The organism is Streptomyces sp. NPDC029466 (assembly GCF_055574515.1).
The window spans coordinates 38262-51371 of sequence record NZ_JBVHZH010000050.1; the positions used below are offsets into that span (position 1 = coordinate 38262).

Genomic DNA, 13110 nt, shown 5'->3' on the forward strand with positions numbered 1-13110 from the left:
GACCACTCCCGGACCGACGCGACAGTCTACGGCGTGGCCTGCGAGAGCCGGCCGCCAGGTCCCGGAGGGGCGCCGGTGCCGGTCTCAGTGGGTGGCGCCTCCGGCGACGCGGATGTCGGTGCGGGTGCGCGCGGCGGTGAGGGCGATTTCGTGCAGGGCCCGGGTGACGGCCTCGGACGGGAGCGACGGCTGGGAGCGGTCGACGACCTGCTCCGGTGCGTAGGGGACGTGCACGAATCCGCCGCGTACACCGGGCAGTTCGGTGGCGATGAGATGGGCGAGGCCGTAGAAGACGTGGTTGCAGACGAAGGTGCCCGCGGTGTTGGAGACGGAGGCGGGCAGTCCGGCGGCGCGGACGGCCGCCACACAGGCCTTGATCGGCAGGGTGGAGAAGTACGCGGCGGGGCCCCCGGGCACGATCGCCTCATCGATCGGTTCGGCGCCCGAGGCATCGGGGATCCGGGCGTCGTCGACGTTGACGGCGAGGCGTTCCACGGTGATGTCGGGCCGGCCGCCCGCTTGGCCGACGCACACCACTATCTCGGGGCGGACCTCCTCGATCGCGGCGCGCAGTACCGCGATCGAGGCTCCGTAGACACAGGGCAGTTCGATGGCGGACGCCTCGATGCCGGCCGGCGGTTCGGCCGCGGCGGCGCGGACGGCCTGCCAGGAGGGGTTGAGGGTTTCCCCCTCGAAAGGGGCGAATCCGGTCAGCAGTACCCGGGTCATACGGTCATCCTTGGTGCGAGGGTGGGGGGACGGAGCGGACCGGGCCCCGGGGGTACCGCCCGGCGGAGCGGCGGCACCCGGGGCCCGGCTCAGAAGGCGAACAGCGCCATGATCACGATGTTGCAGCCGAGCAGTACACCCGCGGTGGGCAGCTGCGCCTTGATGGGCCCGTACTGGTCCTTCAGTTCCAGCAGCGCCGCCGGGACGATGTTGAAGTTGGCGGCCATGGGCGTCACGAGGGTGCCGCAGAAGCCGGCGAGCATGCCGATGGCCAGCACGGCGGGGGCGTTGCCGTCGAAGTGCCCGACCAGCACGGGCCAGCCGACGGCCGCGGTCATCACGGGGAAGGCCGCGAAGGCGTTGCCCATGATCATGGTGAAAGCGAACATTCCCACGCAGTAGACGACGACCGCGATGTAGAGCGAGTCCTCGGGCAGGACGGACGTGGTGAGCTTGCCGACCTGGTCGCCGACGCCGGAGACCTGGAAGATGGCGCCCAGGGTGGCCAGCATCTGCGGCAGCAGCATGGCCCAGCCCATCGCCTCCAGCATGGAACGGCCGGACTGCACGGGCACCGAGACCCGCTTCTCCCGGAGGATGACCATGCCGACGACGAGGGCGACGACGGCTCCGATGCCCAGGCCCAGGATGGTCTCGCTGCCCTCTTCGAGGACCGGTTCGCCCCCGAAGGACAGGTGCTTGACGCCGATGGCGCAGGCCATCGCGACGACCGGAATGGTGAGCGCCGGGACGAACAGCCGGTTGCCGAGCTTGGCGGCGCTCGCGACGCGCTGCTCGGCGGTGGTCGTGCGCGGGGTGCCGCGTCCGGTGCAGCCGAAGCCGGCCAGACAGGCCATGACCAGCACCGCGACGCCCAGGGGCTCGGCCGGTGCCTGCTTGGCGACGACCCAGCTGCTGTAGATGAAGCCGGCGCCGATCAGGCCCCAGAAGGCGCCGGTACCGAAGCGCTTGGGGTTGCTGCGGTCGGCGACCATCTGGGCCGCCATCACCAGGAAGCTGAGGCCCACCAGCCAGTAGAACCACTCTGCCTTGATCACTTGGCGGCCTCCACTACGGCGTTGTCGTGGACGTGGGCGGTGAGCAGTTCGCGTTCCAACCGGCGGTCCAGGCGCAGCAGTCGCCAGCCGTGGACCACGAAGGCGCACACCGCGGTGGGTATCGCCCACAGCGCGAGCTGAAGCGGTTCGAGATGGGTGTCGTAGGTGGTGTTGACGAAGCCGGTGATCAGCAGGATCGAGCCGACGGCGAGGAAGACGTCCTCCCCGAAGAAGAGGCCGACGTTGTCCGCGCTGGCGGAGAACGACCGGACCTTCTCCCGGGTCCGTTCCGGGAGTTGGCCGAATTTGCGCTCGGCCGCACCCTCGGCCATCGGGACGGCGAGCGGGCGGACGGTCTGGGCGTGACCGAAGACATTGGTCAGTCCGACCGCCGCACCGATCTGCCGCAGACCGAGGTAGAGCGCGAGGAAGCGGCCCGTGGTGAGCCTGGCGAACCGGGCGATGAGGTTACGGGCCTGTTCCTGGAGGCCGTAGCGCTCCAGGAGGCCGATGACCGGGAGGGTGATCGCGAAGATCGTCACCGCCCGGCTGCCGGCGAAGCCGTTGCCGAACGCGGCGAGCACCTTGCCCGGTGACAGCCCTCCGAGGAGGCCGGTCGCGATGCCGGCCACCCCTACGACCAGCAAGGGATTGCGCTTCGTGGCGAAGCCGATCACGACCACGAGCACGCCGAGGAGCACGATCATGGATCCGCCTTCCGCGTACGGGGACCCCACAGGGCCCGTGAGGAGATGAACAGATTGCAGCGGAGGCTATGGGATTGTTCAACGATCCGACAAGGGTTGTGCAGCAACGGATCCGCGGCGCTTCCCGGAGCGACCCTCAGGGGCGGCTCCCCCGCCGCTCACCCCTCCGCGATGCGCTGCGCGTACGCCCCTGACAGCTGACTGCGCGAATCCTCCAGGTAGGACCGCAGCAGCCGCTCGGCCTCGGCGGCATCGCCCGCCTGGAGCGCCTCGGCGATCTGGCGATTACGGGTCAAATAGGGCGCATGGAAGCGCCGGGGGTCGGCCATGACATGGAAGACCAGCCGGAGTTCCGCGAGCACGCCCCGCATCAGCTCGTCCGTGCGCGGACTGCCCGCCAGGGCCACGATGCCCTGGTGAAAGCGGATGTTGGCGGTCGAGAGCGCCTGCCACTCCCGGTCCGCCGAGGCGGTCTCACCGGCCCGTACAGCGGCTTCGATCGCCGCGACGGCCTCGGTGACCCCGGCGTCGTACGGCCCCTGCCCCAGCCCCCGTACCGCCGCGCACTCCACGAGGATGCGCACCCGGTAGATGTCCTCCAGGTCCTCGACCGTCACCACCCGGACGAAGACCCCGCGGTTGAGTTCGTGCACCAGCAGCCGCTCATGGGTCAGCAGCCGGAACGCCTCCCGCAGGGTGTTGCGCGAGACGCCCAGCGCTCCGCCGATGCTCTCCTCCGAGAGCCGGGCACCGGGCGGGAAGTAGCCCTCGGCGATCCGGTCACGCAGGATGTCGGCGACCCGTTCGGCCGTACTGGAGCGGCCCAGCAGGGGGCGGTCCCGCTCCAGGCCCGCGACCTCGGTGAGCCGCCCCTGATCGCTCTTCGCCACTCCGCCGGCCATTCCGCTCCCCGCTCTCGCGCCGTACCGGGCGGCGGGTTCGGGCCGCCCCGGTGTCATGCAGCGAGAGTCAATCCCAGATGAGGGGACAAAACAACGCACCCTCGACCAGCGCGCATCCACCCCTTGTCGGATCGTTGAACAATCCCTTACGTTGTCCCCGACGCCGGCCGGCCCCGAGCACCTCTGGAGCGGACGTACATGAGCGAGCGCAGCGAGGGAGCCATCGAGAGCATGGGCGGTCCCCCCGTCATCGACCTCAACGCCGACCTCGGCGAGGGCTTCGGCCGCTGGCAGCTCACCGACGACGAGGCGCTGCTCTCCGTCGTCACCAGCGCCAATGTCGCCTGCGGCTTCCACGCCGGCGACCCGGCCACGATGCGCCGGGTGTGCGAACTGGCCGCCGAGCGCGGTGTGGTCATCGGCGCCCAGGTCTCCTACCGCGATCTGGCCGGCTTCGGCCGCCGCGCGATGGAGGTCCCGCCGGACGAGCTGGCCGCCGAGATCACCTACCAGATCGGCGCCTTGGAGGTCTTCGCGCGCGCCGCCGGTGCCCGCGTCGGCTACGTCAAACCGCATGGCGCCCTCTACAACCGCTGTGTGCACGACGAGGAGCAGGCCCGCGCCGTCGTGGACGGCATCCGCGCCGCGGGCGGCGGCCTGCCGGTCCTCGGGCTGCCCGGCTCCCGGCTGCACGAGGCCGCCGCGCGGGCCCAACTCCCGGTCGTGGAAGAGGCGTTCGCGGACCGTGCCTACACCCCCGAGGGCACCCTGGTACCGCGCCGTGAACCGGGCGCGGTGATCCACGACCCCGACGAAGTCGTCAAGCGCGCCCTCGGCATGGCCCGCGACCGCGCCGTCACCGCCCGCGACGGCCGGCGGGTGGCCGTCCCGGCCCGTTCGCTGTGTCTGCACGGCGACACCCCCGGGGCCGCAGAACTCGCCCGGCGCGTCCGGTCCGAACTGACCGCGAGCGGCGTCCACGTACGGAGCTTCGTATGAGGCCGCTGCCGGTCGGTGAACACGGGCTGCTCATCGAGCTGGACAGCGCCGAGGAGGTCGAGGCGCTGCACGCCGAACTGCTGCGCCGGGCCGCCGACGGCGACCTGCCGCCGCTGCGCGAGATCGTGCCGGCCGCCCGTACGGTGCTCCTCGACGGCCTCGCCGACCCGCGTGGCCTCCTCGCCGAACTGGCCACCTGGGACATTCCGCCGCTCACCGCCGGCGACCGGCCCACCGTGGAGATCCCGGTCCGCTACGACGGCCCCGACCTCGCCGATGTCGCCGCCCTGTGGGGCGTCACCCCCGACGAGGTGGTACGGCGGCACTCCGCCACCGAATTCCATGTCGCCTTCTGCGGTTTCGCGCCCGGGTTCGGCTATCTGACAGGTCTGCCCGAGCCGCTGCACGTACCGCGCCGGGACACGCCCCGTACCAAGGTCCCGGTCGGCTCGGTCGCCCTCGCGGGCCCGTACACCGGGGTCTATCCGCGCTCCTCCCCCGGCGGCTGGCAGCTGATCGGCACCACCGACACCGTGCTGTGGGACCCGCGCCGCGAACCGGCGGCGCTGCTCTCCCCCGGCACCCGCGTCCGCTTCGTCCCGCAGGAGACCGCCTGATGACCGACCGCGCCTTCTCGGTCGTCCGGGCCGGTGCGCTCACCACCGTTCAGGACCTCGGCAGGCCCGGACACGCTCACCTGGGGGTGCCGCGGGCCGGCGCCCTCGACGCGCCCGCCCACCGGCTCGCCAACCGCCTGGTGGGCAACCCCGGATCCGCCGCCACCCTGGAGACCACGCTCACGGGCTGCGCCGTACGGATGCGTACGGCCACCACCGTCGCCGTCACGGGCGCCCCCTGCCCGGTGACCGTGGACGGCCGCCCCGCCCCCTGGGGCGCCCCCTTCCGGGTGCCGGCGGGCGCCCTCCTGGACGTGGGGCCCGCCACCCACGGTCTGCGCTCGTATCTCGCCTTCGCCGGGGGCGTCGACACCGAACCGGTCCTCGGCAGCCGGGCCGCCGATCTGCTCTCCGGCCTGGGCCCGGACCCGCTCAGCGACGGCGCGGTCCTCCCGCTGGGCGCCCCGCACGGCCCGCCGGCCCGCGCCGATGCCGTCCCGCACCCCGGCCCGGTGCCGGAACTCCTGCTGCCGTTCCTGCCCGGCCCGCGCGACGCCTGGTTCACCGAGACCGGGCTGCGCACCCTCACCACCGGACGCTTCCGGGTCTCCCCCGCCAGCAACCGCATCGGTCTGCGCACCGAGGGGCCGCCCCTGGAGCGCGCCCGCAGCGGTGAACTCCCCAGCGAGGGCATGCCCCTGGGCGCCCTCCAGGTCCCGCCCAACGGCCTGCCGGTCCTCTTCCTCCACGACCACCCCACGACCGGCGGCTACCCGGTCATCGGTGTCGTCCCCGAGCGCTGTCTGGCCCCCGCGGCCCAGGCGGTACCGGGCACACCGGTGCGCTTCCTGCGCCTGCGCTGACGAGCCCCCGGCCCGCCGTACGCCGCTCAGCCACCGTCCGGTGTCCCGTATCCCCCGCCGCCCGGGGTGCGCAGCACCAGCACATCGTCCACGCCGACGTCCGCCGCGTCACACCCCGCCAGGTCCTCGTGCGTACCGTCCGCCCGCTCGATGGAGTTGACGCCCAGCGCACCGGGCGCGCCGCCCGCCATGCCGTAGGGGGCGACCCGGCGGTGGTTGGTCAGCACGGCGATGGTCATCGGCTCCAGGAAGCGCAGCCGGCGCTCGACGCCGCAGCCGCCGTGCCAGCGGCCCCGGCCGCCGCTGCCGGAGCGGATGGCGAAACCGTCGACGCGGACGGGGTAGCGCCACTCCAGTACTTCGGGGTCGGTCAGCCGGGAGTTGGTCATATGGGTCTGTACGGCATCCGCGCCGTCGAAGCCGTCGCCGGCGCCCGCACCGCTGGCGACGGTCTCGTAGTACTGCACCCGGTCATTGCCGAAGGTGAGGTTGTTCATGGTGCCCGAGCCCTCGGCCTGGACGCCGAGCGCGGCGTAGAGCGCGCCGGTGACCGCCTGGGAGGTCTCCACATTGCCCGCGACGGTGGCCGCCGGGAAGACGGGGGCGAGCATCGAGCCCTCCGGGATGCGGACCTCCACGGGCTTGAGGCAGCCGCTGTTGAGCGGGATGTCGTCGGCGACCAGGGTGCGGAAGACGTACAGCACGGCCGCCATCACCACGGAGCTGGGCGCGTTCGCGTTGCCGGGCTGCTGGGGTGAGGTGCCGGCGAAGTCCAGTACGGCACTGCGGGCGGCGCGGTCGACGGTCAGCGCCACATGGATCTCGGCGCCGCTGTCGGTTTCGTAGCGGTAGCTGCCGTCCGACAGCCCGGCGATGATCCGCCGGACCGATTCCTCGGCGTTGTCCTGGACGTGCCCCATATAGGCCCGTACGACGTCCAGGCCGAACTGCTCGGTCATCCGCCGGAGTTCCTGGATGCCCTTCTCGTTGGCGGCGATCTGGGCGCGGAGATCGGCGAGGTTGGCGTCCGGCGCGCGGGAGGGGTACGGGCCGGCGGCGAGCAGGTCGCGGGTCGCGCGCTCGCGCAGTTCACCGTCGCGCACCAGCAGCCAGTTGTCGAAGAGGATGCCCTCCTCCTGGATGGTGCTGCTGAAGGCCGGCATCGAGCCCGGGGTGATGCCGCCGATCTCGGCGTGGTGGCCGCGGGAGGCCACCAGGAACAGCAGGGTCTCCCCGTCGGGGTCGAAGACGGGAGTGACGACAGTGACGTCGGGGAGATGAGTGCCCCCGTGGTACGGATCGTTGATCGCATACACATCACCGGGCCGCATGTCGTCACCGCGGCGCCGGAGCACCTCCTTGATGGACTCCCCCATCGAGCCCAGGTGCACGGGAATGTGCGGGGCGTTGGCGATCAGATTGCCGTCGGCGTCGAAGAGCGCACAGGAGAAGTCGAGGCGCTCCTTGATGTTGACGGAGTGTGCGGTGTTCTCCAGGCGGACGCCCATCTGCTCGGCGATCGCCATGAAGAGGCTGTTGAAGACCTCCAGCATCACCGGGTCGGCCGCCGTGCCGACCGCCGCCCGGCCGGTGCGCGGCCGGGTCCGGCTCAGGGTGAGATGTCCGCGGTCGCCCATGGCGGCCTGCCAGTCCGGGTCGAGGACCGTGGTCGCGTCCTCCTCGGCGATGACGGCCGGGCCGGTGAGGGTGTCACCGGGGCTCAGGTCGGTGCGCCGGTAGAGGCCGGTGTCCTGCCAGCGGCCTTCGGTGTACATCCGGATCGTCGCGGTCGGGGTCAACTCCCCTCCCCTGCTTCCGGGTTGCGTCTCATAGTCACCGGCGCCGCCGGCCGCTCCCAGCGCCTCGACCGACACCGCCTCGGCCACCAGGGGCTTGTCCATGGTGAAGGCGTAGCGCTCGCGATGTGCCCGGACGAACTCCGCGGCCATGGTGTCCGCGTCGGCCAGCGGGACGCCGAGGGTGGAGTCGGTCCCGGCGTAGCGGATCAGCACCCGGGCGCGGGTGCTGACGGAGTCGTCCGGCACCCCGTCGTCGAGGAGTTCGCGCCGGGTCTGCGCGGCGAGGGTGTCGCACACCTCCTGGACCCGGCCGACGGCCCCGGGGTCGGTGAACTCCGCCTCGACGGCCTGCTCACGCATCGCGGTGGCGTCGGCGACCCCGATGCCGTACGCGGAGAGCACCCCGGCCAGCGGCGGGACGAGCACCGTGTCGATGCCCAGCGCGTCGGCGACCGCGCAGGCGTGCTGGCCGCCGGCGCCGCCGAAGCTGGTGAGGGCGTAGCGGGTGATGTCGCGGCCGCGCTGGACGGAGATCTTCTTGACGGCGTTGGCCATGTTGAGCACCGCGATGTCCAGGAAGCCGGCCGCGACCTCCTCGGGTCCGCGGTCGTCCCCGGCCTCGGCGGCGGCCCGCGCGGCCAGTTCCGTGAAGCGGGTACGGACCACCTCGGCGTCCAGCGGCTGGTCACCGTCCGGCCCGAACACCGACGGGAAGTGCGCGGGCTGGATACGGCCGAGCATGACGTTGGCGTCGGTGACGGTGAGCGGGCCGCCGCGCCGGTAGCAGGCCGGCCCGGGGTCCGCGCCGGCCGAGTCGGGGCCGACCCGGTAGCGGCGGCCGTCGAAGTGGAGCACGGAGCCGCCGCCGGCCGCGACGGTGTGGATGTTCATCATGGGGGCACGCATCCGTACGCCCGCGACCTCGTTGCCGAAGACCCGCTCGAACTCACCGGCGTAGTGCGACACATCGGTGGAGGTGCCGCCCATGTCGAAGCCGATCACCCGGCCGTACCCGTCGCCGGCCTCGGCGGACGTCCGGACCATGCCGACGACACCGCCCGCGGGCCCGGACAGCACCGCGTCCTTGCCGCGGAAGTGCGCGGCCTGCCGCAGCCCCCCGTTGGACTGCATGAACATCAGCCGAATGCCGGGGAGTTGGGCAGCGATCTCGTCGACATAGCGGCCCAGGATCGGCGAGAGATAGGCGTCGACGACGGTGGTGTCGCCGCGCGGCACCAGCTTCATCAGCGGGCTGACCTCGTGCGAGCAGCTGACCTGGGCGAAGCCGGCGCGCCGGGCCAGCTCGGCGACCGCCCGCTCGTGGTCGGCGTGGCGGTAGCCGTGCAGCAGGACGACGGCGGCGCTGCGCAGACCGTCCGCGCGGGCCCGGACCAGCGCCCGGCGGACCTCGTCCACGTCCAGCGGCCGGACCAGCCCGCCCTGTGCGCCGATCCGCTCCGGCACCTCGATCACCCGGTCGTAGAGCGCCTCGGGCAGCAGGATCCGCCGGTCGAAGATTCGCGGCCGGTTCTGGTAGGCGATCCGCAGCGCGTCCCGGAAACCTTCGGTGATCAGCAGCACCGTCGGTTCGCCCGTGCGCTCCAGCAGGGCGTTGGTGGCGACGGTGGTGCCCATCTTGACGACCGACACCCGGTCGGCGGGCACCGGTTCGTCCGGGCCGAGCCCCAGCATCAGCCGGATGCCGGCCACCGCGGCGTCCCGATAGCGCTCCGGATGGTGCGAGAGCAGCTTGGTGGTGGCCAGCCGCCCGTCCGGCCGCCTGCCGACGACGTCCGTGAACGTGCCACCGCGGTCGATCCAGAACTCCCAGCGTCCGGTCACCCCGCCATTGTCGCAGCGCCCCTCGCCGTCCCGGTGTCTTTGCCGGTGCCCGCGCCGTTCGGCCGGGTCAGCGCGGCGAGTGCGGAGCGGGTGGCGTGCTCGGCCGCGGCGTCCAGCAGACGCCCGGAGCCGGCCAGGCCGTGCCGGCACTCCTGGACCGCCAGACCGAGCAGCCCGGGCAGCAGATCCGTGCACCGGTCGGCGACCCAACGGGTGCCCCGGGTCGCCATCCACAGCGCGGCTCCGGCACGGGTCGGCGCGGGCCCGTCGAGGGTGAGCGCGGGCGGCGGTCCGACGGGCAGGCCGACGGTGGCGAGCGCCGTGTGGAAGCCACGGGCCAGCAGCCGGTGGCCGCGCTCACTGGGGTGCAGCCGGTCCACGCTCCAGGAGGCGCGTTCGGTGACCCAGGGGTACTCGGCGAGGTGCAGATGCACGCCCTCGTAGCGGGCGGACACCGCGTGGACGACGGTGTTCACGGCGCGCATCCGGCGCCCCAGCGGGCGGGCCAGCGGCGCGGGCAGCCCCAGCATCCGGCCCGGATCGGGCAGACAGGCCGTCAGCACCACGGCCCCGTCGGCACTCAGCGCGCCGTGCGCCCGGTCCAGCGCGGCCGCCACCCGCTCGATGGCGAAGGCGGCACGCAGGGTGTCGTTCGCCCCGACGAGCAGTGAGGCGAAGCGCGGCCGGAGCGACCGGGCCACGGGCAGCTGCCGTTCGGCGACATCGGCGGCCAGCGCCCCGCTCCGCGCCAGCTTCACCAGCGGGACGCTCCCGGGCCGCTCGCCCAGCGCCTCGGCCAGCAGCGCGGCCCAGCCACGCCAGCCGCCGCCCGGGACCGGGTCGCCGAGCCCCTCGGTCAGCGAATCACCGAGCGCGACAAAGCAGCCCGGGGCCGGGGCACACCCACCGCCCGGCACCTGCGCCGGTATCACCACCCCCTCGGAGGCCATCGTCACCACCCGCCCAACGGCCGCGCCGGGTGCGGTACGGCCGCGGCGGCGAGCGCCCGGCCGGCCGGTACGGGCGCGTCGTGCGCCGCCAGGAAGGCGTCGACGGCGGGCTGCCAGCCATAGCCCTCGGCCCGCCGGCGGGCGGCGGCGCGCCGGGCGGGCGCCGGCCGGGCCAGCACCCGCTGGACCGCGTCGGCGAAGGACGGCCCGTCGTCGAGCGCCGTGTCCCCGCCGCTGCCGACCAGGCTCGCCAGCGCGGAGGCCGCACTGGCCACCACCGGGGTGCCACAGGCGAGCGCCTCCAGGGCCGCCAGTCCGAAGGTCTCGGCCGGGCCGGGCGCCAGCGCGAGGTCGGCGCCGGCCTGGAGCGCGGCGAGCCGGGAGCGGTCGGCGAGATGCCCGAGGAACGCCACGGGCAGCCGCTCGGTCCGCGCCCGGACCTCCAGCCGCGCCCGCAGCGGCCCGTCACCGGCGACCACCAGCGCCGCGTCGACCCCGCGCCGCCGCAGCTCCGCCAGCGCGTCCAGGGCCCGGCCCGGCCGCTTCTCCTGCGACAGCCGGGAGCAGAGCAGCAGCAGGACCTCCGCCCGTCCCGCGCACTGCCGCCGCAGCTCGGCGCTGCGGCAGTCCGGGTGCCAGGCCGCGAGATCGACACCGAGCGGCGCACGCACCACATTGCGGGCGCCGGCCCGGACGAACTCCGCCGCCGCCCACTCGGTGGTGCACACGACCCGGCTGTAGGCGTGCGCCGTACGGCGGTTGAGCCGGTCCGCGGCCGCACGGGCGAGCGGCTGCGGCACGCCCCAGGTGCGCAGCACCCCGTCCACGCTCTCGTGGGAGACCATCACCGCGGGCACCCGCGCCCGGCGCGCCCACTCCCCCGTCCAGCGCAGCGTCGTACGGTCGGAGACCTCCAGTCGGTCGGGGGCCAGTGAGTGCAGCAGCCGCTCCAGCCGGCGGCGGTCGGTCAGCATGCGGTAGCCGCCGCTGCCTGGCAGCTCCGGCCCCGGCACGGTGATCACCCGGCCCTGTGCGGTGCGTTCGTCGCGGAGCCCGGCCGCCCCGTCCGCCCCCGGCGGTCCCGGCACGATGAGCACCGGCTCGTGCCCGGCGGCCCGGTAGCCCGCGCCGAGTTCGCGCAGCGCGGTGCGCAGCCCGCCGGAGGCCGGGGTGACGAAGTTGGCGATCCGGACGATCCGCAGACCCGTCCCGGTGGTGCGTCGCGCGGTCATGCCGCCACCGCCGGACGGTCGCTGAGCACGGCCTCGTAGTGCCCCAGCAGCTGGTCGCCGACCGCCTCCCAGGAGCGGTCAGCGACGGCGCGGCGGGCCGCGGTGCCGAACCGGACCCGCAACTCGGCACTGCCCGCGAGGAAGCGCACCGCGTCCCGGAACGCCCCGCCGTCGCCGGGCGTCACCAGCAGCCCCGTACGGCCGTGATCCACCAGGTCCAGCGGGCCGCCCGCCCGGGGCGCCACCACCGGCACACCGGAGGCCATCGCCTCCTGCACGGTCTGGCAGAACGTCTCGTACGGCCCGGTATGGACGAAGACGTCCAACGACGCATACAGGCGCGCGAGTTCATCCCCGGTGCGGCGGCCGAGGAAGCGGACCTCCGGCAGCGCGGTGCGCAGCCCGGCGGCGCTGGGGCCGTCGCCGATGACGACGGTGCGGACGCCCGGCAGCCGCGAGGTCTCGGCCAGCAGCCGGACGTCCTTCTCCGGCGCCAGCCGCCCCACGTACCCCACCAGCAGCTCCCGCCCCGCGGTCAGCGAGCTGCGCAGCACCGCGTCACGCCGCCCCGGGTGGAACCGCTCGGAGTCGACACCGCGCGGCCAGAGGTGGACCCGCGGCACGCCGTGCTCGGTCAGGTCCAGCAGTGCCGCACTGGACGGCGCGAGGGTGCGGTCGGCGGCGGCATGCACCGCCCGGATGCGCCGCCAGGCCGTGGCCGCGCCCCCGCCGAGGTAGGTGCGGGCATAGCGGCCCAGATCGGTCTGGTAGACGGCGATCGCGGGCACCTGCCGACGGGCGGCGGCCGCCATCCCGCGGGCGCCGAGGACGAAGGGACTGGCCAGGTGCACCAGGTCAGGGCGGTGCCCGTCGAGCGCCGCGGACAGCCGTCGCCCCGGGAGCGCGATCCGCACCTGCGGATAACCGGGCAGCGGCATGGAAGGCACCCGGACGACGGGGCAGGGACTCTCGTCCGTATCGGCGGCCGCCGAAGCGCCACCGAGCGGCGCGATGACGAGCGGATCGTGGCCACGCCGGACGAGGTGCCGGGCGGTTTGCAGGGCGCAATGGGAAACGCCGTTGACATCGGGCGGGAAGGATTCGGTGACGAGGACGACACGCATACGGCTGTTGTCGGCGCACCGTGCGTGGAGGGAGCCAAAGGGATCTTTCCTGCCGGAGAACGTCTTCCCACGTTTTCGGCTGGCCCGCCGTGGTGGTTGCTCGCCGTCTGTTGCCCGCTGCGCGGTGCCCCCGCCGTTGCTCCCCCACTGCCTGAAGGGCGTGGGAGGTACCCCCACGCGGCGGGCGTTGCCGCTGCGCGGGGCTGTCGGGGTGCGGTGACGGGCCTCCGCGGGGGGGGGGGGGGGGGGGGGGGGGGGGGGGGGTGGTTGGGGGGGAGAAACCCCACA

11 protein-coding genes are annotated in these 13110 nt (G+C 73.7%); 3 read left to right on the forward strand and 8 right to left on the reverse strand.

Features of this window, described 5'->3' with window-relative positions:
• Positions 1 to 84: 84 nt before the first annotated feature.
• The 4 genes from pcp to ACZ4XD_RS30870 all read right to left on the reverse strand — a co-directional run bounded on the left by pcp (position 85) and on the right by ACZ4XD_RS30870 (position 3396).
• Positions 85 to 729, reverse strand: coding sequence for a pyroglutamyl-peptidase I (pcp, locus tag ACZ4XD_RS30855; RefSeq protein ID WP_468047456.1), 645 nt, complete (start codon positions 727 to 729; stop codon positions 85 to 87).
• 89 nt (positions 730 to 818) lie between these two features.
• Positions 819 to 1787 carry a DUF979 domain-containing protein gene (locus ACZ4XD_RS30860; protein ID WP_468047458.1) on the reverse strand — a complete coding sequence of 323 codons (969 nt, stop codon included), beginning with the start codon at positions 1785 to 1787 and terminating at the stop codon, positions 819 to 821.
• A complete protein-coding gene (locus tag ACZ4XD_RS30865) occupies positions 1784 to 2494 on the reverse strand; it encodes a DUF969 domain-containing protein (RefSeq protein WP_468047460.1) in 711 nt (236 codons plus the stop codon). The genes ACZ4XD_RS30860 and ACZ4XD_RS30865 overlap by 4 nt, the downstream gene beginning before the upstream one ends.
• Before the next feature lie 158 nt (positions 2495 to 2652).
• Entirely contained in the window at positions 2653 to 3396 is a 744-nt protein-coding gene (locus tag ACZ4XD_RS30870) for a GntR family transcriptional regulator (protein WP_468047462.1), read from the reverse strand.
• 198 nt (positions 3397 to 3594) lie between these two features.
• Between ACZ4XD_RS30870 and ACZ4XD_RS30875 the strand changes: the two genes are divergently transcribed.
• The 3 genes from ACZ4XD_RS30875 to ACZ4XD_RS30885 are packed head-to-tail and all read left to right on the forward strand — an operon-like array spanning position 3595 to position 5875.
• The gene (locus ACZ4XD_RS30875; RefSeq protein WP_468047464.1) at positions 3595 to 4395 is read left to right on the forward strand and encodes a LamB/YcsF family protein; all 801 of its coding nucleotides are present in this window, start codon (positions 3595 to 3597) and stop codon (positions 4393 to 4395) included.
• A complete protein-coding gene (pxpB, locus tag ACZ4XD_RS30880) occupies positions 4392 to 5012 on the forward strand; it encodes a 5-oxoprolinase subunit PxpB (protein ID WP_468047466.1) in 621 nt (206 codons plus the stop codon). The genes ACZ4XD_RS30875 and pxpB overlap by 4 nt, the downstream gene beginning before the upstream one ends.
• Positions 5012 to 5875 (forward strand): 5-oxoprolinase subunit C family protein, encoded by an 864-nt coding sequence (locus tag ACZ4XD_RS30885; RefSeq protein WP_468047468.1) that lies wholly within the window; start codon positions 5012 to 5014, stop codon positions 5873 to 5875. Before pxpB ends, ACZ4XD_RS30885 begins: the two co-directional genes overlap by 1 nt.
• Positions 5876 to 5901: 26 nt before the next feature.
• Here the strand turns inward: ACZ4XD_RS30885 and ACZ4XD_RS30890 are convergent, their stop codons facing one another.
• Genes ACZ4XD_RS30890 through ACZ4XD_RS30905 form a run of 4 tightly spaced genes read right to left on the reverse strand, consistent with a single transcriptional unit; the run spans position 5902 to position 12822 of the window.
• Complete coding sequence (locus ACZ4XD_RS30890; protein WP_468047470.1) at positions 5902 to 9516, reverse strand: hydantoinase B/oxoprolinase family protein; 3615 nt, start codon at positions 9514 to 9516, stop codon at positions 5902 to 5904.
• A complete protein-coding gene (locus ACZ4XD_RS30895) occupies positions 9513 to 10472 on the reverse strand; it encodes an SGNH/GDSL hydrolase family protein (protein WP_468047490.1) in 960 nt (319 codons plus the stop codon). The genes ACZ4XD_RS30890 and ACZ4XD_RS30895 overlap by 4 nt, the downstream gene beginning before the upstream one ends.
• Complete coding sequence (locus ACZ4XD_RS30900; RefSeq protein WP_468047472.1) at positions 10469 to 11698, reverse strand: glycosyltransferase; 1230 nt, start codon at positions 11696 to 11698, stop codon at positions 10469 to 10471. The genes ACZ4XD_RS30895 and ACZ4XD_RS30900 overlap by 4 nt, the downstream gene beginning before the upstream one ends.
• On the reverse strand, positions 11695 to 12822 hold the full coding sequence (locus ACZ4XD_RS30905; RefSeq protein ID WP_468047474.1) for a glycosyltransferase family 4 protein: 1128 nt from the start codon (positions 12820 to 12822) through the stop codon (positions 11695 to 11697). The genes ACZ4XD_RS30900 and ACZ4XD_RS30905 overlap by 4 nt, the downstream gene beginning before the upstream one ends.
• Between the last annotated feature and the right edge of the window lie 288 nt (positions 12823 to 13110).